A 21943-nucleotide genomic window follows, 5' to 3' on the forward strand; every position below is an offset into this window, starting at 1 on the left:
CGCGGAGCCTTCCCACTCGATTACCAGAGCGTCTGCTGGTCAGCAGAACCATTGTTGCTAAGGACGGCCCGCAAGCGGGTCAACACGGCATCATGATCGCGCTTCTCACCCGCTGCGGCCCGATCCTCGCTTACGTCGTTGTCACCCACGAGCAAGCGGTCGATAGCCTCACAAGCCAGGCTTACGACCTCAGATGACACTGGAGGAATAGTTGCTTCAATATTCAGGCCTCGGGGCCGGAACTCCTCGCCACCTCCCAATCCAGCCGCAATAATAGCCGCTGCAGCCAAACCAACCTCGGCCGCAGATCCATTGACCCACTCTACGGAGGTTGCCACATCGACAAGCCCCTGCCTTAACACACCAACGCGATCGCTTTCCGAAACGAACGGCAAGCTGTCAAGAAAATCAGCGCCTCCGTCGTTCTCGAAAGGACCGTAACCCCACTTACCCACAGAAAAACACCAGCCTAGCCATAAGCATTGAGCCGCCTGAGTCTGGAAGATTGCGAGACATCCCGGGCTCGAGCCAGCACGCCTCGCCTATTCTAGCGGAAGCTCCAACTGCACAAACCGAGGACTCCTAACGTTGTAAAGATTCCGCCCTCGTCCTTCGATGCCGCTACTTAGTCTGAAACCCCACTTCTGCAGTTCGACCTTCATAATGTGTTCCATGATTCTAAGTGGCTTATCATTAGCACCACACACATGAATACAGATCGCATCCGCCTTACTCCGCAACCTACCTTCGCTTATATGCCTGGCGAGACGCACATCGAAGTTCGTAGTCATGCCGACACGCAGGTATCCAGGCTTGCTCAGGTCGTCGAAGATATAGACGCCCTGATTCTTTCCGCAGTTGTGTACTAGAACCGGAGTACCGCTCGCCAACACGTAGTACGTATGAATGTCGGCGACATTAAGGTTGTAAACCTGAGCGATTTGCGTCCATTGCTTGATTGCCGTGATTCGTACGTAGGTTCCGGCGGAGGTTTCCAGCCATTGGCCCGGCAAAAGGTCGCTAGCGTTACGCCACTGGCCGAGTGCTGGCATCCAGAATGGGTGCCCGTCGGTAGCGACCAGCTCGCCTACGGCGTCACCACCCTCTCCGTCGGAATCGACGCCGATCCTGACAAGATTCTTGCTGCCAACTCCAGCGATCGTCGCCGCAACAGCCTTGATAGAGGACCTCCCCGTCTCCGGATCGGTGGCGAGGACCAAGTCTCCCGCCTCGACATCCTTGATCGCCTTGGTCGAACCGTCGCCCATGACCACCCGAGTCTCGGGCGTAAAGCTGTTACTGAGGCATCCCCTCCCAAGAGCCGAACGCACGCTACTCTTCGCCATTTGACCGGCGGCCTTGAGGCCCATTCCTGAACTCAAGGCAACCCCGGCGCCGAAGGCGGCGGCACCGACGACAGCGGCGCCTGCTCCCACAACGGCTCCGATAGCGCCATCCAGTAGCGCCTCGCCGACAAGTTCCCCAACGCCCTCGTCTTCGCCGTCGAGGGCGTTGCCGACAAGGGAGCCCACGGCGCCACCGACAAAGCCACCGATGGCGGCGCAGCCGACCGTACCCACGCCGAAGCTCGCGGCTGAACAGCCCGCTCCCACCACTACCCCGGTAACGATGCCTGCGGCCGCACCAACTTTACCGGCATGGCGACAGAAGAAGCTGGCCCGGCATTCGCGTTTCTTGCGGTCGTCTTCCGCAGCTTTACGCGCATCGTCCGCGCGTTTGCGATGTTGCGCAATCTGCTCCGGGGTGGCTTCGGTGTTTGAACTGATGGTGTCAGGCCATCTTCTATCACTATTGGCCATTGGGCCGCCGCTGCTGCACTTGTACGTGCCGGTGCCGCCGCCGCACTCGGGTCGCATGCCCGTGGGGTCGGAGTTGGTGATCGGGCTGTTGTAGCTGTAGGCGTAGGCGTTCCACTGTTGGGGGTCGCTGAGGTCCATCACCGGGTCTACGGAGATGAACCGGCCGAGGGTCTTGTCGTACTGGCGGGCTCCGATGTTGACCAGGCCGGTGGGGTCGTTGTCACCGCCGACGAAGCCCTTGGGGTTGACCCAGATCGGGTTTTCGCCTCGGGCCTCCCCGTACGGGGTCTGCCGGCGGATCGTGACCGCCTGGGTCCCGGCGTTGATGGCGACCTGTTGGGTGCCTTGGTGGTCGGGGTAGAGCCAGGTCAGGGCGTTGTTCGCGGAGCTGCCGGAGCCGCCGGCGCGGCTGGCGCAGATGGTGCCGGCAAAGCTGTAGTAGCGGGTGCCGGTGTTGACGCCGCCCTCGCGCCGGATTTCCTGTCCGGGCAGGTAGAGGGTTGTGCCGGTGGCGTCGCGGCGGATCAGCCGGCCGCCGTCCGGGCCGTAGATGTTGGTTTCGATGGTCTGGCCGTTGGTGCTGACGGTGGCGAGGCGCCCTTCGGCGTCCCATTCGAGCGTCTGACTGCCGTTCTTGGTCGTGCAGTCGTTGGCGGTGTCGGCGGCCGGCCGGCAGGTGGTGTTGCCCAGCTCGTCGTAGTCGTACTGCGAGACCGCGGCCGGCTTTCCCGGGGCGGTGGTGGTCATCTCGGTGACGGCGTGTGGCTGGACGGCGTCCGGACCGCCCTCGGGGAACGTGTAGTCGCGGGTGGTGTCACCTGCGACCGTGTGGCTGGTCTCGGTCAGCCGGGAGCCGGTGGTGTCGAAGGTCCAGTCGTGCCAGTACGGTGCCGGCCCGCCCAGGTTGGCGACGGTGGGGTCGGTGTCACAGTCCACGCCGTCCTTCGGCGTCCAGGCGGTAGCCAGCCGACCGAGGACGTCCTGGCGGAAGCACTGGGTGTCAGCCTGACCGTCCGTGGGGGTGTCGGCGATGGAGGTGATGTTGCCGGCGTCGTCATAGCGGTAGTTGCGGTCGGAGACGGTTCCTTCGGCGGATTCCCGCTCCACTGTTGTGCGGGTGACGCGCCGGGTGGCCTCGTCTCGGTAGACGGTGTCCTGCGTGAAGTAGCCGCCGCTCATCTTGTAGATGCCGCCGGACCGCTCCCCGTAGGCGGTGTAGGAGGCGGTGGCCATGGTCGTGGGGGACGTCCCACCGGTGATGCTGGTGTCGAGCCGGACCGGCAGGCCGGTCGTCGCGTCGTAGTCGGTCGTCACCTGCTCGGTGACAAGCCCGCCGCCGGATGGGTACGAGATCGACGTCGGCGTACCCGTCGCATCGGAGAACCCGTAGCCGAATCCGTAGGTGGCGTTCAGGCCGGTCTCGGCAGCGGGGATGACGTAGTCGACGGCCTTCGGCTGGTAGCGGGGGGTGAACTGGGCTACCTGCCACCGGTAGGCGTTGCTTGAGCCGGCCGGCTCGTAGCGGATCGCCTGGGTCAGCTGGCCTCGGAACCCGGATTGGCCGGAGAAGAGGGTGTCGTACTTCCACTCGGCGCGGAGTGCGCCGGTGGCGGAATCGTCGCGTAGCTGCCTCTTACGGCCGATCTGGTCGTAGACATACCACAGTGACTTGCCGCGGGCGTCGGTTGTCTTGACCAGCTCGTTGAATTCGTTGTAGGTGCTGGTGGTGGTGCCCTTGTCCGGGTCGGTCGTCCGCCACTGGCGGCCCTGGACGTCGTACTCGTTGACCCATTCGTTGCCGGCGGTGTCGACCGTCTTGACGAGCTGGTCCTTGTGGTTGTAGACGTACCGGGTTTCCTGGTGGGGCCCGGAGACGCCTGCCGGAGTGGTGTGCTGTCGCAGCGCCACCGTTCGCCCTTCGGCGTCAGTCACGGTGGTAGTGGGTGTGCCGCCACGTGGTGGGGTGACCTTTGTCAGGTCGCCCTCGTGACTGGTGACGGTACGCCATTTCTCCTCGACGATGCTGACCCCGTCGCCGGCCAGAAAGATCTGGTTGGTGGGACGCGATGCACGATCGAAGAGAGTCTGCGTTATGGCATCCACCGACCATGCCGGCTCCCCCCACAACTCGCCGCTCGGCGTTCCCCGCTCGATGTGTGCGCCGTAGGTGGTCGCCGCTCGCCCGAACTCGTCGTAGAGGGTGTCGGTGACCACCCGGTCGCCGCTGCCATCGAGCGCGATCGACTGTGTCTGGCGGGGTCGCATGAGGCTGTCGAAGATTTGGTACGAGGTGACGTAGTTGCCGTCTGGGTTCATCGCCTGCGACCGGATGTACGGGTAGGCGTTCCGGTTCGTCGCGAACGTGTAGCTGTACTGGGCCGACGGTCGGGTCGGGTTGGCGCTCTTCGGCCAGCCGAACTCCCACACCTTGGCAACCCGGCCGAGGGCGTCGTACTCGGCCTCGGAGGTGATCTTTCCGTTCTGGTCGGTGCCCTTGGTGGTGGAGCCCCAGTACGGGTTGAACTCGGTGCTGGTGGTCCAGTTGAAGGGTGCCGGGCCGGTGGTGGTCGTCTTGGTCACCGGCCCGCCGATGGTCGGGGTGTAGGCGGTGGTGGTGACGTTGCCCTTGATGTCGGTGCTGGTCAACGTGCGGCCGGTGGTGTCGTAGCTAGCCTGCGACACCGTCTGCCACACCGTTCCGGTGCCGGGCGCCCAGTCCTTGAGCTGCTCGGACTTGCTGATCGAGCCGAAGGTCGGTGCGGTGTCGACGCTGGTCGCGCCGTCGTAGTAGCTGCGCGCGTCGGTGATGACGTCGTCGACGCTGGTCGGCGACGTACCGCACGGCAGGGCGGCGGTGGTGGTCTGCTTGACCATCCCGGTCAGGTTCTTGCCGAGGTTGCGGTTGTAGCGGTAGGTGATGCACTTCTCGTCGCCGGTTTCGGCGATGTCACCGTCGTCCTGGGACCAGTTGACCGTGCCGTAGGTGTGGTCGAAGTCCTGCACGCCCCGGGAGACCCGCCAACCGCGGTCGCCGTCAACACCGAGGGCGGTCGCGGTGTAGCTGATGCGGGTGTCGACGTACCGGGCCTCGACCAGGTCGCCGTTGATGGTGCGGCTGGCCGTGGGGTTGGATCGCCACGGAACGTTCACGGTCTTGGAGACCGGTTTGGTGTCGACGCCGTTGTAGACGACCTGTTCGCGGATTTGTCCGGCGAACTGGTCCTCGTCGTAGACGGTTTCGGACCCGAGGGAGGCGGGGACGGTGACGGTGCGGGTGCCACCTGACGGGCTGGCCTTATCGCCGTGCATGCCGCGCATGAAGGTTGTCACGGCCAACGTCTGGGTGGCCGGGTCGTCACCGACCCGGGTCTTCACCTGGGCGTAGCCGCGCCACTGACCCCACGTCTTTCGGTCGGGCTTGGACAGGCCGTCGTCGTCGGCGTAGTGCCACGCCGGGTCACCGACGTACTCGTACCAGGTGTGCTTCGACGGCGCCGGGCTGGCGCCGACCAGTTGGACGTCGTCTTCGGCGACATGCTCGACGCGGTACTTGTGCCACCACTCGGTGACCAGGGCCTTGCCGGTCGGGTCGTTCGGATCCGGCACCCTGACCGGGTAACACCGCTTTGTGTTCGTGTGCGGCGGGAGGTTTTCGACCATCGCCTCGGTGCACTCGGGTTCCGAGTAGTCGACCTTGATCCGGGAACCGGTCTCGGTGACGATGCTGGCGATCCGCAGCCAGTTGTCCGTCGGGCTGTGCTTGGTGAACACCCGGTTGGGCAGCGAATACGCCTCGAAGGTCACCGGTGGCAGGTTGACCGTTCCGCCGACCAGGCCGGCGTGGTCGATGCGGTCCAGCCACAGTCCCTCATGGGTGGAGTCGGCGGTGGCGGCGAACGTGTGTGAAAGCGTCCAGGACTCGACGTCCTGCCAGCCCGGAGTCGTCTTCGTGGTGTCCCACACCCGGGTCGTGATCTTCTTCAGCCGCTTCGTGGACCAGAACGTCGGCGAGTACTGCTGCGGACACGACGTCGCCGAGTCCTTGCACGCCTGGTCCCAGGGCGTGTCCTTCCAGTTTTCCTTTGTCGGGTCCGACTCGGTGCCGCAGTCGGAGAAGCAGCGGTTGTCGGTTTCGAACACCACCTGGGCGTACGGTGTGACGTTACGCTCGGTCACCCCGTGCGTCGCCGTGGTGCGGTCGTAGGTGCCGTAGTCGATTCGGGTCAGGTAACCGGCCCGGTCGTAGCTGACGTCGTCGGAGTCGGTGGCGTTCTGGGCGTACTTGTTGGTCTCCTTCTCGTACCAGAACGACATCGTGTTGCCGCGCACGTCCACGACGTAGTCCAGGTTCCACCGCCACGCCTGCTTACAGTCCGACCCAGCGAACGTGCTCTCGTGGCAGGGCTCCCCTGAGTGGTTGCCGAACACCGGAACGGTCAGCGTCGAGTTCGTCTTCGCCGTCTGGCCAGGCAGGCTGTGCAGGCCGAAGAAGTACTGGGTGCCGTTGGTGGTCGTCACCTTCCAGTACTCGCCGACGTCCCCGTAGTCCGAGTCACCGGCGTCACCGTTCGACGCGCCGGTCAGCTTTTCGATCTTTGAGCCGTCCTCGCTGCGGGAGTGCCAGCCCTTGCCGGTCTGGAAGATCAGCTCGCCACCGCGGCCGTTCAGGCTCAACGTCGCGTTCTCCGAACGCCAGCACTGATCACCGCTGGTCTCGCTGCCGTTCGCGCCGTTCTTGGTGTCCTCCGCACACGGCACGTATCGACGTTCGATGAAACCGGGTGAGTAGTCGAAGCCCTCGCCGATCAACGACGGCTGGTTGTTGGTCACTTCCGACCGGCCGTCGACGACGGACGAGGAGTAGGACAATCCGATGTTTGGGACCGGCCCCGTCGCCGGCGGCACCCGCAGCGGGTAACTCCAGGAGAAGTCACCCGACGACCCACCGGCCGTCCAGGTCGACGACGGCGCCAGATCGGTGGCGCCGAAGTCGCCGTCCTTGCCCGAGGCCGCGGCTGCGAGGACCACGAACGTGGAGGCCGTTTGCGGCGCGGAGTCGGCAGAGCGGGCAGTGGGTCGCGACGGTTGCGCCGGTACGTCCACCTCAGCCGACGCTACACCCGCTGCGAGATCGTTGAAGGTATGCAGCGGTGCCGCCCGACATCCCTGCACCTCCGGTGTGGTGAGCGCACACTCCGGCACCTGCCACAACCGCAGCCGGGACGCCCAGGAGCCACCGACCGCGTGCCGGAATCCGCTGTAGTCCACCGACAGCCTCGCCGCACCGCCCGGCTCTCCGGACGGCGTGGCCACCTTCAGCACCAGGCCGTCCCGCCAGGCCTGCGGAACCCGTTCCCGATCCACCACCTGCAGGTCCAGGCTCGAAAGCCGATCACCTGACGCCTTGTCGGCGGGGCTCACCCAGACCGGCAGGTCTCCCGCCCGCGTTCCCCGTGCTCCGGCGGTACGCGCGGACGCCGCAGCGAGATCGACCCGGGCCCGCTCCGGCTCAGGCCACACCGGCTCCGGCGCGGGCGAGGAGGTGACTCGCTGCTGCGACCAGGCCTTGCCCGTCACCGGTCCACCATCGTCGTCCAGTTTCTCCACCGGAGGTGCCGACGGCTTCCGTGCCTCCGGCGCTGGTGCGGCCAGCGCCGGAACACCTGGCACGAGAGCCGCCAGCAATGCCGCCACGAGCGCTCCGACAAGAACCGAGCGCCGGCGGTCGGTGGTGGAAAGGCCCCGACGCCCGCGCCACGAACGGCGCGCCGAACCTGCGAACATCAGCTGTTCCTTCCCGGAGAGCGGGTTCCGTGACGGAGTTGCGGAAGAGGTTTGATGAGTGTCGCCCGATGTCGCATGACGGTTGTCCGGGATGCGACGTCGACGGTCGCGCCCGGTCACCTGCGCCACAGGACCTGTCCGTTCACGTCCAGCAGAACCAGGTCACCGTCGTCGCGGATGACGAGCCGGTCTCCGGGGGTATCCGCAGTCCCGGAGCTCCAGAGGGCAACATCGTCGGCGCTGTAGACAACCAGGTTTCCGTCGGCCTGCAGTTGCAGATAGGCACCGGGGTTACCCGAGGTCCCGGTCTCCCAGAGTGGGAAGCCCGCCTGGTAGAGGACCAGGTTGCCGTCGGGCTGCATCAGCAGCTGGTAGTTGCCGATGTCCGAGCGGAGATACTGGCCATCGGTCAGCTTTCCCCGTGTCATGGTGTTGGTTCCCGGGTCCACCGGAGTCTGCGAGTTGTACCAGTCAAATGCCGCGGTGTCGGTCATCGCCCCCTGGAAGACCGCGACGTTGTCGATCGCGCCGGTCCACTGGTCGACAAGTTGGTCATGCCACAGGGTCCGTCCGACAAGCAAAGGCCCTGACGACACCATCGGGGTGAACGCCAGCGACTGGCGGCCCTCCAACTCGCCGTTGACATAGAGCCGGATCTCTTTGCGGCCCGCTTCGTACACGCCTGTCAGGTGCGTCCAGGCACCGATCTCGGGCATGGACGTCGACGTGACACTCGCCGTGGTCGTACTGGTGCTGTCATGGCTGCTGACGGCGAACTTCCATCCGCCGCCCGAGGGCGAGTACTTCAGCCAGGCAGTGCTCTCGTGCACACCCCGCTGCGACACGGCGGTCCGCTCCCCGTCCAAACGGTCCAGCATCACCCACGCCGACATTGTGAACGAGTCGTCAGTACGTAGCACCGGTGTCTCCTGCCAGGTGGTGAACTCGTTACCGTCACCATCCGGCGGCGTCGCGCCGGTCTTGACCGCGCTGCGGCCGTACTCCTCAGACGACTCGGTGTAGCCATCCTCCGGGAAATACTCGTAGTCCAACCACAAGCCTGAACCCCCAAGCGTGTGTCCCGAGGACACCGCGCTCCCCCGAGTCAGCGCCAGCCACCGGTCCCAGCTGGTCACCGCGTCCGGCGCTTCACAGGTCTGTTTCAGGTTCGTCAAATAGCAGGACCGCGCCGCCTCGAAGTCCCAGTTCCCCACCTGAACCGGCGACAGAATGCCCGGCTCGTTGAACCCACCGGAGTACGGATCGGCCGCCAACTGGCCGGTGAAGTCCTGCGGCACCAGCACCCGGTCGAACACCTGCACATCGGCGACCGAACCGTTCCACCAGTTCTCCGCCCCGCCGTACCCGAAGCCGCGGCCCACGACGAACCGGCCGGACGCCGACCACGGCGCAGCAGTACGGTCCGCCTCCGACACCAGCTGACCATTGACGTACAGGCGAATCGTCTTCTCCGTGGCGTCGTACACGCCGGCCAGGTGGGTCCAACGCCCCACGTCGGATGCCGTGATCGCCGTCGTGGATGCCGCTGCCCGTGTCGTACTCGACTGCGCCGAGGTGTCCTTCATGACGAACGCCCAGTACGGTGTCGAGCCGGTACCCGGCCGTACCCCCAGATCGAAGCCGCCGGCATCCACGCCCTCCTGAGCAACGGCCTTCGAGTGGCCGGTAGGTAGGACACCTGGGCGCACCCAGGCGGCGACGCTGAACGAGCCGGCGGTGTTCACCACGCTGGCGGTGGTCGTCGCGACCGACGAGGACCCGTTGAAGGTGGCCGTCTGTCCACCAACCAACCGCACGCCATCAGCCCAGGTCACGTTCGTGGCTGTCAGTGGCGAATCGGTCGGCACCTGCTGCCCGTCGGCCAGTGCGGCCGCCTGGTCGACACCGGGATAGGTCTGCAGGCCCCACTTGGCGATCGGCGGTGTGGGCCGTCCCACGGTGAACTCGACCGACCCGCTGCCCTCGTTCAACGTCGCGTCGACTGCCCGCACCAGCAGCACGTTGCGGCCGAACTTCGGCGCGATCAGGTCGACCTCGGCGTACTTCGGTCCCGTCCCCTGGGCGGTGACCTCCTTGCTCGCGCCACCCCAGCCGTACTTGAACTTCATGACGTCGGTCGCCGTTGATTGGAATCGAACTCGGCCCCGCATACCGGGGCCTGCCGGCACCGTCAGCATCGTCGCCGTCACCGGCGGCACCGTCGTGTCCGCCCGGAACTGACACCAAGCCGACCAGGGCCCGGTCAACGAATACGGCGCCTTGTCGGTGCCTCTCGCCCGGAACGCATACGTTCTTTCCGCCACGATCGACAGCGGATTGCTCTCCGTCCACGCGTCCGGGGTGAGACCTGTCTTGGCCGGCGGTGGCGTCTTACGGGTCGGTGATGTGTCCGTCACCGCCCCCATCCCGGCAGCCGGTACCTCAATCCACTCGAACGTCCCGGTCAGGGAATCTCTGGTGCCGTCACCATCTGGGAACCTCGCCGCCAACGTCGGGGTCAACGAGCCAACCGTCAACACGCCCGAGGCCGGGCAGACAGTGCGTGCAACCGCCAGACTGTGGGGCGCGCCGGGCTTGGTGTCGTAGTCCGCAAAAAGCTTCGCGTCGTTGGGGAAGAACTTCTTCCACCGGTCCTGGGTCGACTCACCGGAACCATCCGAGGCACGAGCCGTCAACCCGACCGTGAGCGTGTTCCACCGCTCGTCCGACGCCATCCGCAACGCGTCGAGCACACCGGATCCCGAAAAGTTCATGATCATGTCGGGCTGGATGGAGCTACATCCGCCGGCCTCGTTCGCATGACCGGAGGCGCTCGCCATGTGAGCCCGCAACGCTGTCGACCATGACGCCTTCGGCGTCGCGTTGATGACCGCAGTCCGGTACAGGGTCGTGACCGTGTTTCCGCAGGACCAGGAGTGGTCCAGCTTCATCTGTACGTAGCCCGACTCGATGTGCTTGCCCTTCAACGACACGTTGTTCGCCGTCGTCGGGAACTCGAAAAACGACCGGTAGAGGACACCGGTTTCCTCGTCGCGCCCCACCCGGGCCCGGCCGGTGTCGGAGTTCGACGAACCGTTGTTCGTCGCATACGCCCACCGCGTCTTGTCGACCGACCACGCCGGGTCCACGTACAACGGGAAAACAACATCAGGCGCGGTGAGCAGCTCCGTGTCCGGACGCAGCACCAGCTCACCATCCGTTACCTCCACGTCGACCGGCGCCACCTGCGCCGCATCCCCAGCCGCAGCGGCCGTAGACCGGAACTCCACATCCGACGTCTGCGGCAGAGCCGAACGCGTCGACATTTGAGTGGTACGGGAATCCCACATCACCGGTGGCTCTGCCGACGCGACAACCGTCGCGCCCGCCGACGCCCGCAGCCGCCCCGCCGGGTCTGACCGCACCTGCGCGTCACCGCCGAGCCCGAACCGGATCTGACGCACGGCAGGATCGGCCGCGGCGTTCGCCGACTTGACCACAAGGACGTGGCTAAAACCGGTTCGCGTCGCCCGTACCACCAGGTCCACATCGGTAAGCACGTTCGGGTACGTTGCTGAATCAGCAGAGACAACCGGCGCGGGCAGAACGCCCCCGGACCACGTCATCTCCATCGTCCGCCCACCGTTGGAAAGGGTCACCAGCGGCCCCGCACCGCCACCGGAAAACGCCACCTCCGCCACCGACGCGGCCGGCCGCCACAAACCGTCGCCACCACGAACAAGCCCGAGGTCGACATCCGTCCAACCGCTTGCCGTACGAGTGCGCTGTGGCACGACCGCGGACTCAAACTGCAGCCGGCCATCCGGCTGCGCCACCACCTGCGCGAACTCCGTGCGTGAGCCATCCACGACCACGGGCTCGTCGCACGCGACGGCAAGCGCGAAGGCTTCGGCATCAGAGTCCGCGACCCCGGTACAGGCCGGTGCCGCCGCAGCCGCCGGGCCTCCTCCGGGGACAGCCACTCCAACTCCGGCGACCACTGCCGCCACCCACACAGCCAGTCCGCGACGCCACCGACGGCCCACGACCCACCACCAAGTCGATCAAGAAACAGTGGCAGGAAGACTAGACACCCACTCCCACTCTCCGCAGTCCCGCATCAACGCGGTGCAACATCGCCGCCGTCAATCGAGATCAATCCTATCGATATTCCTCGATTTACTCACTCGATCAGCCTCAACAAACTACCTAGCGTCATCGAAATACATCTAAAGTTCTCGATGAAATGATGTACGTCACGGATCTGTGCTGCTCGACGAGCGCGTGCCGGCCGACGATCGGCTATGCCCGCACCGTCACCGTGTTCCCGGTGCGGGCAGCCGCTCCGCACCCGCTCGCCGGCCGGTGCGGAGAACACCTGTCAACCGGAGACCGGCTCCGGCAGGTACGCGACATACTTCTGCTTGATCAGCGAGTTGAAGGCGTAGCCCCAGATCCTGGTACCCCGGAACGTCCATACCTTGCCCTCACCGACGTCCACGATCGCCGGCTGTGCGATGACCGCAAATCCGCCGCTGTTGAGCCGGTACGCCTTGTTGGTCAGAGCCACCGCGCCAGCATCCGCAGCCGTCGAGACCAGCACGGGCAGCACGATGAGTCCCGACTGCATGCCCCGCCAGTTCCCCTTACGCTCCACTGCAAGGTTCACCGCCGCCTTGACGAACGCGTCCAGGTCAGCCTCGCCAACACGATCCGCCTTGGCGACGACAACAAAAACATGCATCCGCTACAGCGCACGCATCTGCGCCTTGTAACCGACCAGAACGGGCATCGACCCCATAATCTCGTCGGTCACGGCACAACCGTCACCAGCCAGTCGGGCCCGAACGTCATCCACGTACGCGTCTACCGTCGACATCAACACATTCTCCAAATCATCAAAGGATCAGGCCAACCATCAAATCAAGCGGGTTCAACCCGCATAGGAGATCCATCACCTCCAGACGAAAGAAGGACGCACGCACCCGTCACCGGGGCCACCGGGGCCAGGACGGCAAAGTAGCGAGGCGCACCCAGCACCCCCCCCACAAGAGAGATCCGAGAAAGCATAGGAGAAGAACAATAATCAACGCCCGACTCAGCATGTATACAGACTCGACGTAGAATTGCCAAAGAAAATTCATCGACCGACCGTACCGGCATTCCGAGTCCGGGCCGTCCGGACATGTCCCGCGTAGTTCCACAAGCGACTCGACGCTCGCCGGATTCACAGTGGACCGGCCGACCACGACCTCCCTCTGATTACCAGCGGATTCCAACCGTCCATAACACGCCCACCAGTACCCGCGCCCGCGCCTGCTCACCGGACCCACTTGTCGGCAGTCGTCGATCCACGACTGAACGGTACGCTCAGGGGAGCCGCTGGGCCGAATCGATCCGGTGCCCGGATAGAAGCTGTACAACGTTTCGAAAACGGGGAATGAGACGCGGGCCAAAGCAACGAAGCACACCGAGACAGCCACCGACCGAAGTTTGTACACCACCGGTCCGCAATGTTGCCGGGCACGCACCTCGCGCGCTCGACGGTGTTCGAAGAGTTCGCCACGTCGAAATCCTTCATCACACGATTCCTTCCCGTCGCACCCTTCCGTGAACTCCAGCGCCAGACCGACCCTCAGCTCGCTCACGTCGGCTCGATCGGGATCCGGTTCAGGTAGGAAATGTCGACGCCAGCCTGCTCGCCGAACCGACGGATTCTTCCCACAAGCCAGGGCGGTAGCGCCGCGTGGTTCTCCTCGAGCTGCTCACACAACGTCTCGGTCCCCAGCTTCGCTTCTCCAGCCCAGACCATCGCCCGGAATTCTTCCGGATCGACCGGAGCGACGCCCGAATCCGGCACGGCGGACAGGAAGCCGATGAAGTCACGAGCGATACCGTCTGCCTCGCGACGAAGTACGTCATGGTTCATCGCGACCTCGTCGGTCCCACCATGACCGGATCGGAATCATGTCTGAACCGATCCCGGGCCATGAAATCCGAGTACGCCCCTTCGTCCCGGCGTTGAGCGCCCATCTGATGGCCAGACCAGCCGAGACCACCTCGGCGATCAGAGGTCGAGCCACCGACCATCCGGAACCCGGTCCGGTTTCTCCGGCCCGGGCGTCCACCACCCCGTGCGGCGCCGTCGACCGGATGGCCACGGGCGCCTGGACGGAACCACCGCCACACCGCTCTCGCCGCGCCGGAACGACGCATGCCCACCATCGCCATCGACGTCAGCTTGACCCCCAGCACGGTCGAGACATCTGCCAATCGGTTCCGCCGCCGTGCATCCTTCCAGGCGCCGACGATCCTGACATCGCCGAGACGCCTCGACATCTGGACGCCGCCGTCCGTGGTTACCGGCTGTTTGCCGCCGAGAGCGGTAGGGTAGTTCGTTGCGAAGAGTCCGAATTAGGACGGAGGACGCGGTGCGCCGTACTCGTCTGCAGGCCCCGGTCGCGGTGGCGGTGGGCCTCGTTCTGCTGACCGGCTGTACGACCGACGGTGGCGCCGATCCGGTCGCCACCGGTGGCCCTCCGACGGCGCCTGCCACCGGTACCACCGCGACGTCCCCGGCATCGGCGACCTCACCGACCCGTTCGTCGCCGTCGCCGACCTCGGACGTGATCGCCGGTTCGTTGCTGCTGCAACCCGCCGATCTCCACGGCGCGAAACTCGAACCGGTGCCGGAGGGCGAGAGTGCGCACCTGCGACCGGCCCGGCCGTGTGGCGCGCGCTATCCGAGCGACCGGACCCGGACCGCCGCCGTCGCCATGCGGGCGTACGTCAGCCCGGCCGATGGCTACACCCCGCACGTGGTGCTGCAGTACGTCGGTCTGCACCCCGGCCACGCGGAAGCCGCGTTCGACGAGATCGCCGAGGCGGTACGCGGCTGCCCCGGCAACCTCGAATCCGGACAGCTCCGGTGGGAGGTGGCCGGGACCGGGATCGCCGGCGACGAGTCGCTCCTCGTCCGGGTCTCCGAACGGTTCAGCTACGGCGACGAGGCGCACGTGGTGACCACACCGACGGTGATCGCCCGGGTCGGCGACCACGTCACTGTTCTCGCCGACCTGGGCTGGGAAAACGCCAGCGGCGACGAGCCGAAGTTACGCCAGCTGGCGACGAAGGCTGTCGAACGCCTCCGTGCGGGGCAGTGAACACGCGTCCCGGTCACCACTGTCGCTACCTGTCATCGCACAGTTCGTAGGCACGTGTCCCGTTCCGAACACGCCCTGGTCGAGCAGCACGGGATAGTCTGCCCGCGGTACGTTGAGGCGCGGGGCCGAAGGAGTCGATGCTGCGATGACGGCCAGGCGACCGATGCCCACCCAGGACGACGTGCTCGGCTATTTCGACACGCTGTCGAACTGGGGACGCTGGGGCGACGACGACGAGCTCGGGACCCTGAACCACATCACCGACGACGTCCGGCTGGCGGCGGCACGGGCCGTACGCCACGGCAGGAGCGTGTCGTGCGCGTGGGAGGTTGGCGTACCGGAAGAGATGGAACGGTCGACGACGACGTTCCCGTGCGCCGCCGACATGCCGGGTGCCGAGCAGATGCCGCCCGTCTTCCACGCCGACCGGCGCTGGGGCTTCTCGTCCGAGCGGCTCGGCATCACCTTCCACGGCAACACCGTCACCCACGTCGACTCGCCGTGCCACATCTTCTGGGACGGCATGCTGTACAACGGACGGTCCCACGCGTTGGTCGACGCCGGGACAGGGTCGGGGTGGGCGGCCGTCACCGCGGCGGCGAACGGGATCGTCACCCGCGGTGTCCTGCTGGACATCGCGAGGGTCCGTGATGTGCCGTGGTTGGAGCCGGGGCAGCCGGTGTTTCCCGACGATCTCGAGGAGGCCGAGCGTCGCCAGGGTGTGCGGGTGCGGTCCGGCGACGCGGTACTCCTGCGGACCGGTCACGGTCGCGTCCGGCACGAGGCGGGTGCGGCCGGCGGTGTCACCCAGGCCGGTTGGCACGCGTCCTGCCTGCCGTGGCTGTATGACCGGGAGGTCGCGCTGATCGGCGCCGACACCCCTCAGGACGTTCAGCCGTCGGGGTACGACGACGTGTTGATGCCGGTGCACGCCGTGGGTCTCGTCGCGATGGGTCTGTGGCTGCTCGACAACTGCGACCTGGAGGCGTGTGCGACGGCGGCTGCCGAGCTCGGCCAGTGGGACTTCCAGCTCGCGGTCGCGCCGGTCCGCTTCGCCGGTACGTCCGGCAGCCCGGTCAACCCGATCGCCACGTTCTGAGCGGGCGCGACTCAGAACGTGGCTCCGGCCCGGAACACCTTGCCACCGCCGGTGGCCGAATCGAACCGGGTCAGACCAGGCGGCGGATGTCGCCGTACGCGCGGTAGAAGCCGCCCCGGCCCGACTCGCGTACCTCGGTGACCAGGTACCGCACGCCCGGCTGGCGGATGCCCTTCGGGAACTGCACCGACCAGTCCGACCGGTAGCCGCCGGAGACGACGTGCACCCGCAGCCGGCCGCCGACCTCGACACACTCCACCACCACACCGCCGCCCCGGTCACTGGTCACCTCGACGGTGGTCGACGGCACGACGGCCCGCATCGGCGGTGCCTTGACGTCGACCACGTCGGGCACGGTGCCCTGCTCGGCGGCGCGGATCGCCGTCTCGCTGGCGTCTATGCAGGCCAGTGAGCCGTCGGTGGTGACGATGTAGAGCCGCTCCTGGTGGTACTGCATCGAGTACGCCGACCCGCAGCCGGTGCCGAGCTTCCAGAGCCGGTTGCCGGCCGCGTCGAAGCAGTAGATCGAGGAGTGGCTGTCGCCGGCGAAGACGTACCGGCCGTTCTCGGCGGTGGCGCACGAGTAGACCGGGGCGTCGCAGCGGTAGGTCCGCTCCGACCGGCCGTCCTTGCCGAGCCGGACGACCTGGCGGGTGGCGGTGCCGGCGTACAGCATGCCGGGCTCCTGCCAGCCGAACAGCACCGCGCCGGTGGGCTGGTGCCAGACCTCCCGACCGGTACGCCAGTCGTAGCTGGTCACCCCGCGCGAGTGACCGTGGTGTACGGCGTCGGCGTCGCAGCGCACCATCCAACCGGAGGTGCCGTTGCCCTGCCGCCGCCAGAGGAACTCGTCCTCGTGGTCGATCGCGGCGATGCCACCGCCCGCGTCCGAGACGCCCAGCACGCCGTCGTGGATGTCCAGCCAGTAGATGTCGATGTCCGGGGCGATCCGGTACGCCAACTGGGGCACCTTGCCGGAGAGGTCGTAGACGTTGCCGTCGTCGCAGCCGGCGTAGAGCCAGTCGTCGTCGGCGACGATGCACTTCACCCCGTCCGGCAGGCCGAACTGCTGCATCACCTGACCGCTGTGGCTCAGCGTGGTGATCAGCCCGCTCTCGTTGCCGACCATGCACCGCTCGTCGTCGACGAAGATGCCGAACGCCGGGGCGCCGGAGCGGTACCGCCACAGTACCGGCGCGGTACGCGCGGTGGACCGGGTGCTGACGATCTGCCGACGCGACACACTGCGCTTTTGGCGTACGCCGGGCGTGGCCGGGGCGTACCCCTTGCGGACCTTTTCGCCGATCTTCTTGGACGCCTCGGCCCGGGCCCGCTGGTTGTCCGGGAACGTCTTGCTCTTGACCTGGCCGGTGTCCCCGATCCGGCCGTACCGGACGGTCAGCTGGGCGTCGTCGACGGTCACCTCGTAGAACTTGTGCGCGCTGCCGTTGTCTTCGGACAGCTCGAGGTACGTCGTCTCCTGAGGCATCGGCGGAACCTTCCGGCGAGGGGGCAGGGCGAGGGTGGCAGATGGTCGGCGCCGGTCACCGGCGCATCGACGGTCGCACCGTATCCACCGCCCCCGACAAACTCGTCCGGCCGGCGGTACGGGCAGGCCGATCAGTGGTTGCCGCGTGTGAGTTCGCACGGTTTGGATGCCACTTCAGATCTGACGACGGCCGCGTACCACGACGCAACCTGTGCTGACCGCGATCCGACCTGGACGGCGCGTGCACGCCCACGGCGCAGGCTGGTCAACCTACGGGTCGGGCGGCGAGTCGGTGGGGACCTGACGACCTGAAGGAGTTCGGGGCATGACAACAGACGGTTTGGACGCACCGGTTCCGGATGCGGCTGCGCCCGGGCAGCGGGTCCTCGACCTCCTGGACAAGGCGATCGCCCTGCAGACCCCGCTCGTGCGCAAGCACATCGCCCGGGCCCGCCAGCGGAAGCCGGAGGCGACGCCGGCAGGGGTGATCCGCAACCTGGAGCGGATGTACGTCAGCGCCCTGACCGGTACGGGTGCGGCGGTCGGCGGGGCCGCGGCGGCGCCCGGCGTCGGCACGGGCGTCGCGCTGGCACTGACGGGCGGTGAGGTTCTCTCCTCTCTCGCCGCTCGCCAGCGCATTGACTGTCCTGCCTACGCCGACTCTGTTCGAAGCGGCGTACAGTGCGACCGCGCCTGCCGAGATCTCAACCCTCGGGAGTACCGTCTTCTGCCCACCGTTGTTCGGTCAACCGACGGCCGAACGCGTCGTTTCGCAACTCGCAGGCGAGCCGGCCGTTGCGGTGCCACTCGCGGGACTCGACGAGGATGCCGAAGCGGTACGTGTCCTCCGTCCGGACGCTTCCGTCCTCGTGAAAGGTACGCTCGGGGCCGTCCTGCACACCGTTGCGATAGGTGGACTCTGCCAGGAGCACTCCCTCCGAGTCGACCTCGACGGCGACGCCGGTGAAGAGTTTGCCACGGTAGGTGAGCCGGTCGTCGTCGTTGAAGTCGGCCTCGTCAAGCAGCACCCGCATCTTTGCGCACTCCTGTGGTCAAGCTGTTGTGCCATGGTGCCGATGCCGCCCGGAAGCCACCCGCGACGCCCGCTCAGCCCTTGCCCCGCTCGTCACTCTCGCCGTGCCGGGACAGGAGGCCGAGGGCACCGACTGCGGCGGCGAGGGTGGCGGCGGTGGCGAGGGGGCGTACGCCGTCGCGTTCGCGGAGCATGAGCTGGCAGGTGTCACCGGTGTAGTGGGCGGCGACGGGCTGGCCGGCGTGGTGCCGGGCGAGTCGACGCAGCAGCGGCACCGGGTCGTCGACAACGATCGGCGTCGGACACTGCGGCACCGGGATCGGCTCGATCGGGTCGTCGGGTACCGCACCAGCGATGACCAGTTCGAGATAGTCGAGGCAGAAGGCGGTCGCGGCCTCCGGGGTGGACCGGGAGGGCGGGTCGGCCGGGACGATCGTGCCACCGGGTGCACCGATGCTGACGTCCCAGCGTTCGCCCTGGATGAGCCGCAGGTCGCCGGCGTTGTGCACATGGTCGACGATCGTGACCGTGGCCGCCAGCCGCAGTCCGAGGGCGAGCCTTATCAGGTGTGCCAGCGGCGGTACGTCGGGTCGGCGGGCGAGCACGAACAGCCGGGCAGCGGGCCGGCCCCGGGCGGCGTTGGAGACGTACTCGGTGAGTGGGTCGTCCCCGGCCCGGTGCAGGGTGACGGTGCCGTGTCGCAGGTTGTGGTCGAGGTCGGCGCCGCCGTCGAGTTCGGTGAGGTCGTCGGGGCGTACGCCGAAGTCGCCGGCCCGCTTCCCGAGCCGGAACTGGGCGGGGAGCTGGTGCAGCGGTTTGCCGCCCGGGTGGGTGGCGACGTGCGGGGCCAGCACCCGGTCGCCGAGCTGCCAGGCATGCTCCCCCACCGGCCGCTTCGAGTCGTCCAGTTGCAGGGTGAGCCCGCTGGCCAGCCAGCCGGCCTCGTCGACCCGCCAGTTCAGGTGGACGACGCGGCTGCTCAGGTCGGTCAGGATGATGGTCACGTCCCGGTACAGCCGACGGCTGCCGCCGCAGGTGTCGCAGCGGAACGGTGACGGGGCACGGCCGGCGCCGGCACACCGTGGACAGTCGGGCTCGGCGACTCCGGTGCCGAGCAGGCAGTGGCAGCGGCGGAGTCGACTTGTCGGGTCGCAGTCGGGACACTCGACGTACGGGACGGGGCGGCCCTGCCACGACGGGGCCGGCGGCTGCCAGCCGCGCTCGACAATGATTCGACTCCGTTGGTGGATCTGGCCGGTCGGCGATTCGCTGAGCGTCTCGGTGGTGTCGGCGATCTGGAGGCTGGTGTGCCACCAGCGGCCGTCGCGCCAGATCGCCTGCGCCCCGGCGGTCGGCGTGCCGGTGGAGACGTCGACACAGTCGGCTAGGATCCGCCGTTCGAGCTGGTCGAGGTCGATGTCCGGCGGTTCGGCCGGTGGCCGGTAACCGATGGTCAGATGGTGGGCGGGTGCGGTCCGACCCCGCTCCTCCAGACCGTAGCAGGCGTCCAGGTCGCTGGTGCCGGTGATCGCGGCGGTGAGATCGTCGGCGTGGCAGCGCACTTCGGTCGGGACGGGTCCACCGGCGACCTCGTACCGCAGGTGCCAGGTCAGGTCGTCCCCGGTCTGCATCCGGCCGGCGTCGACGGGACGGCCATCGACCCGGCGCGCCCCGACAGTGCGGGCCTCGACAGGACGGGCCTCGACACGGCGGGCCTCGACACGGCGGGCCTCGACACGGCGGGCCTCAATCACGAGGTCGAGGCAGAGCAGGTCGGCGAGCCGGCAGAGTCGGGCCAGCTCGGCGGCCGGGTCGCGGGGTGGTTCGGCTGTCATGCGGCCGAGGTAGAGCCGCCACGGATCATTGGACCGGCGGGCGATCGCGTCCGCCTCCAGCACCTTCCGGTCGGAGGCGGGCAGGTCCGGCCGCCACTGCTTCGGCAACATGACCAGCGGCCCGTCCGGCGAGCCGGACCCGTTCACGTCGGTCCAGGAGGTGGCGCCGACCCGGGCGGCCAGGTCGCGCAGCAGCGGGGCGAGCGGCAGATACCAGCCCGGGTCGGCGTCGGGTCCGCGCGCCGGTTCCACCACCCCGGGTACGACGTTCGCCGAGGCCACCGCCCCGGTGTCAAGGTTCGCCACGGTCAGGACAAGCTGGGCGCGTCGCCGGCCGGTCTGCCGGCAGTCGTGGCACGGCCGGCCGACGGTGCCGACCCCGTCGCACTCCAGGCAGTTGTGGTACGGCTCCCCCGGCGCCCGGTCCTCGTCCCTGACCAGCAGTAGGTTGCCGTAGTAGGTGCAGCGGCAGCGGACGAGGCGGAAACTCATCCCGTCACACTCGCGGCACAACATCACCGGTGGTCCGTCCGGCACGGTGGCGGTCACGGACCCGCCTCCGTGTCCGGCTCCGACTCGACGGTTCCGCAGGGTGTCTCGTGTTTGGCGCGCAGCACGCAGCGTCGGCCGCCGGACAGGAGTCGGTCGCAGAAGAGGCGGGACTGCACGCCCTGGTTGTCCTCGGCCGAGACGGTCGCCTCGGCAACGTCAACCTGCGGCAGTCGGTCGAGGGTCCGGGCCGCCGTCCGGGCGAACCGCCGGGCCGCGGTCGGATCCGACGCGGTGAAGGGCACGTGTACGACGTACCGGTCCGTCATCAGCGCCCCGCCAACTCGCGGGCGGTCGGCGCCTGCCGGGACTGCCAGCGGCGCAACGCGTCCTTGATCCGGGCGTTCTGCTCCCGGACACTCGCCAACTCGGTGTACGCCCGCGCCAGGTCACCGGCCACCTGGTCGAGGAACTGGGCCACCTCGTCCGGGTCGACGCCCCGCCGCCCGAAGCCGACCGGGGTGAACCGCCGGGCCCGCACCTGCGACGGCCACAGCGGCCGGTACGTCTCCGACCGGTACGCCGACCCGAGCCGCCGCCGATCCCTTCTCAGTCGTCGTAACAGCAGCACCCGCACAACCTTCACCAACTTCCGCGTCGTGGATCAGGACATGGACGGGCGACCCCGGCCCGTTCTGGTCAGTCGTGTATTCGGCCGGACCGGGGTCACCCCGCCCCACCACCGCAGCCACCAGCGGCGAGTACGGCAGCAGGGCGTGACTCGGGGCCGGGACGGACAACCCGTACAAGCCGACCGCCCCTGCCGAGGGGACGTTACCTCAACTGGTCTACCTACGTCTGCATACGTAGAAGGACGTTTTGCGCTATCTGGAGACTTCTATCGTCGACGCTATGGACCTCGGCCCGGACGACGAGATCGATCACGGCGCCCCGCTCGCGCCGTACAAGCAGCTCGCGGCGATCCTCACCGCCCGGATCAAGCGCGGAGACTGGCAGCCCGACCGCGCCATCCCGAGCGAGCAGCAACTCGTCCAGCAGTACGGCATCGCCCGCGCGACCGTCCGGCGTGCGATCGCACTCCTGGTCGAACAGGGCGTGTTGTACGTCGTACCCCAGCGCGGCACCTACGTCCGCCGGGCCGGCGGGTAGTCCAAACCCAGCTGCATTCGGTCGATAGTGCAGGCCGCCAGCCGTACCCGTCTGACCTAGT

At 67.3% G+C, this 21943-nt stretch carries 12 protein-coding genes; 3 read left to right on the plus strand and 9 right to left on the minus strand.

What is annotated here, in order from left to right:
• Nucleotides 1-542: 542 nt before the first annotated feature.
• The 4 genes from ABGB21_RS23780 to ABGB21_RS23795 all read right to left on the minus strand — a co-directional run bounded on the left by ABGB21_RS23780 (nucleotide 543) and on the right by ABGB21_RS23795 (nucleotide 13533).
• Nucleotides 543-7604 carry a polymorphic toxin-type HINT domain-containing protein gene (locus ABGB21_RS23780; protein WP_347679619.1) on the minus strand — a complete coding sequence of 2354 codons (7062 nt, stop codon included), beginning with the start codon at nucleotides 7602-7604 and terminating at the stop codon, nucleotides 543-545.
• 116 nt (nucleotides 7605-7720) lie between these two features.
• Nucleotides 7721-11587 (minus strand): LamG-like jellyroll fold domain-containing protein, encoded by a 3867-nt coding sequence (locus tag ABGB21_RS23785; protein ID WP_347679621.1) that lies wholly within the window; start codon nucleotides 11585-11587, stop codon nucleotides 7721-7723.
• Nucleotides 11588-11985: 398 nt separating this feature from the next.
• Complete coding sequence (locus ABGB21_RS23790; protein ID WP_347679623.1) at nucleotides 11986-12348, minus strand: hypothetical protein; 363 nt, start codon at nucleotides 12346-12348, stop codon at nucleotides 11986-11988.
• Nucleotides 12349-13248: 900 nt separating this feature from the next.
• A complete protein-coding gene (locus ABGB21_RS23795; RefSeq protein WP_347679625.1) occupies nucleotides 13249-13533 on the minus strand; it encodes a hypothetical protein in 285 nt (94 codons plus the stop codon).
• A gap of 502 nt (nucleotides 13534-14035) precedes the next feature.
• Between ABGB21_RS23795 and ABGB21_RS23800 the strand changes: the two genes are divergently transcribed.
• Both ABGB21_RS23800 and ABGB21_RS23805 read left to right on the plus strand, forming a co-directional pair.
• Nucleotides 14036-14767: a hypothetical protein gene (locus tag ABGB21_RS23800; RefSeq protein ID WP_347679627.1), complete on the plus strand. Its 732-nt coding sequence runs from the start codon at nucleotides 14036-14038 to the stop codon at nucleotides 14765-14767.
• A gap of 145 nt (nucleotides 14768-14912) precedes the next feature.
• Entirely contained in the window at nucleotides 14913-15866 is a 954-nt protein-coding gene (locus ABGB21_RS23805) for a cyclase family protein (protein ID WP_347679629.1), read from the plus strand.
• Between the two features lie 70 nt (nucleotides 15867-15936).
• Here the strand turns inward: ABGB21_RS23805 and ABGB21_RS23810 are convergent, their stop codons facing one another.
• From ABGB21_RS23810 to ABGB21_RS23830, 5 genes are all read right to left on the minus strand, one after another.
• The gene (locus tag ABGB21_RS23810; protein WP_347679631.1) at nucleotides 15937-17355 is read right to left on the minus strand and encodes a WGR domain-containing protein; all 1419 of its coding nucleotides are present in this window, start codon (nucleotides 17353-17355) and stop codon (nucleotides 15937-15939) included.
• A gap of 704 nt (nucleotides 17356-18059) precedes the next feature.
• Complete coding sequence (locus ABGB21_RS23815; protein WP_347655993.1) at nucleotides 18060-18389, minus strand: hypothetical protein; 330 nt, start codon at nucleotides 18387-18389, stop codon at nucleotides 18060-18062.
• A gap of 73 nt (nucleotides 18390-18462) precedes the next feature.
• Nucleotides 18463-20772, minus strand: coding sequence for a hypothetical protein (locus tag ABGB21_RS23820; protein ID WP_347679633.1), 2310 nt, complete (start codon nucleotides 20770-20772; stop codon nucleotides 18463-18465).
• On the minus strand, nucleotides 20769-21041 hold the full coding sequence (locus tag ABGB21_RS23825; RefSeq protein WP_347679635.1) for a hypothetical protein: 273 nt from the start codon (nucleotides 21039-21041) through the stop codon (nucleotides 20769-20771). Before ABGB21_RS23825 ends, ABGB21_RS23820 begins: the two co-directional genes overlap by 4 nt.
• The gene (locus ABGB21_RS23830) at nucleotides 21041-21349 is read right to left on the minus strand and encodes a DivIVA domain-containing protein (protein ID WP_347679655.1); all 309 of its coding nucleotides are present in this window, start codon (nucleotides 21347-21349) and stop codon (nucleotides 21041-21043) included. The genes ABGB21_RS23825 and ABGB21_RS23830 overlap by 1 nt, the downstream gene beginning before the upstream one ends.
• 275 nt (nucleotides 21350-21624) lie before the next feature.
• Between ABGB21_RS23830 and ABGB21_RS23835 the strand changes: the two genes are divergently transcribed.
• Nucleotides 21625-21882 (plus strand): GntR family transcriptional regulator, encoded by a 258-nt coding sequence (locus tag ABGB21_RS23835; RefSeq protein ID WP_347679637.1) that lies wholly within the window; start codon nucleotides 21625-21627, stop codon nucleotides 21880-21882.
• Nucleotides 21883-21943 lie beyond the last annotated feature (61 nt).

This window comes from Plantactinospora sp. B24E8 (genome assembly GCF_039871735.1).
In the GTDB taxonomy this organism is placed as follows: Bacteria; Actinomycetota; Actinomycetes; order Mycobacteriales; family Micromonosporaceae; genus Plantactinospora.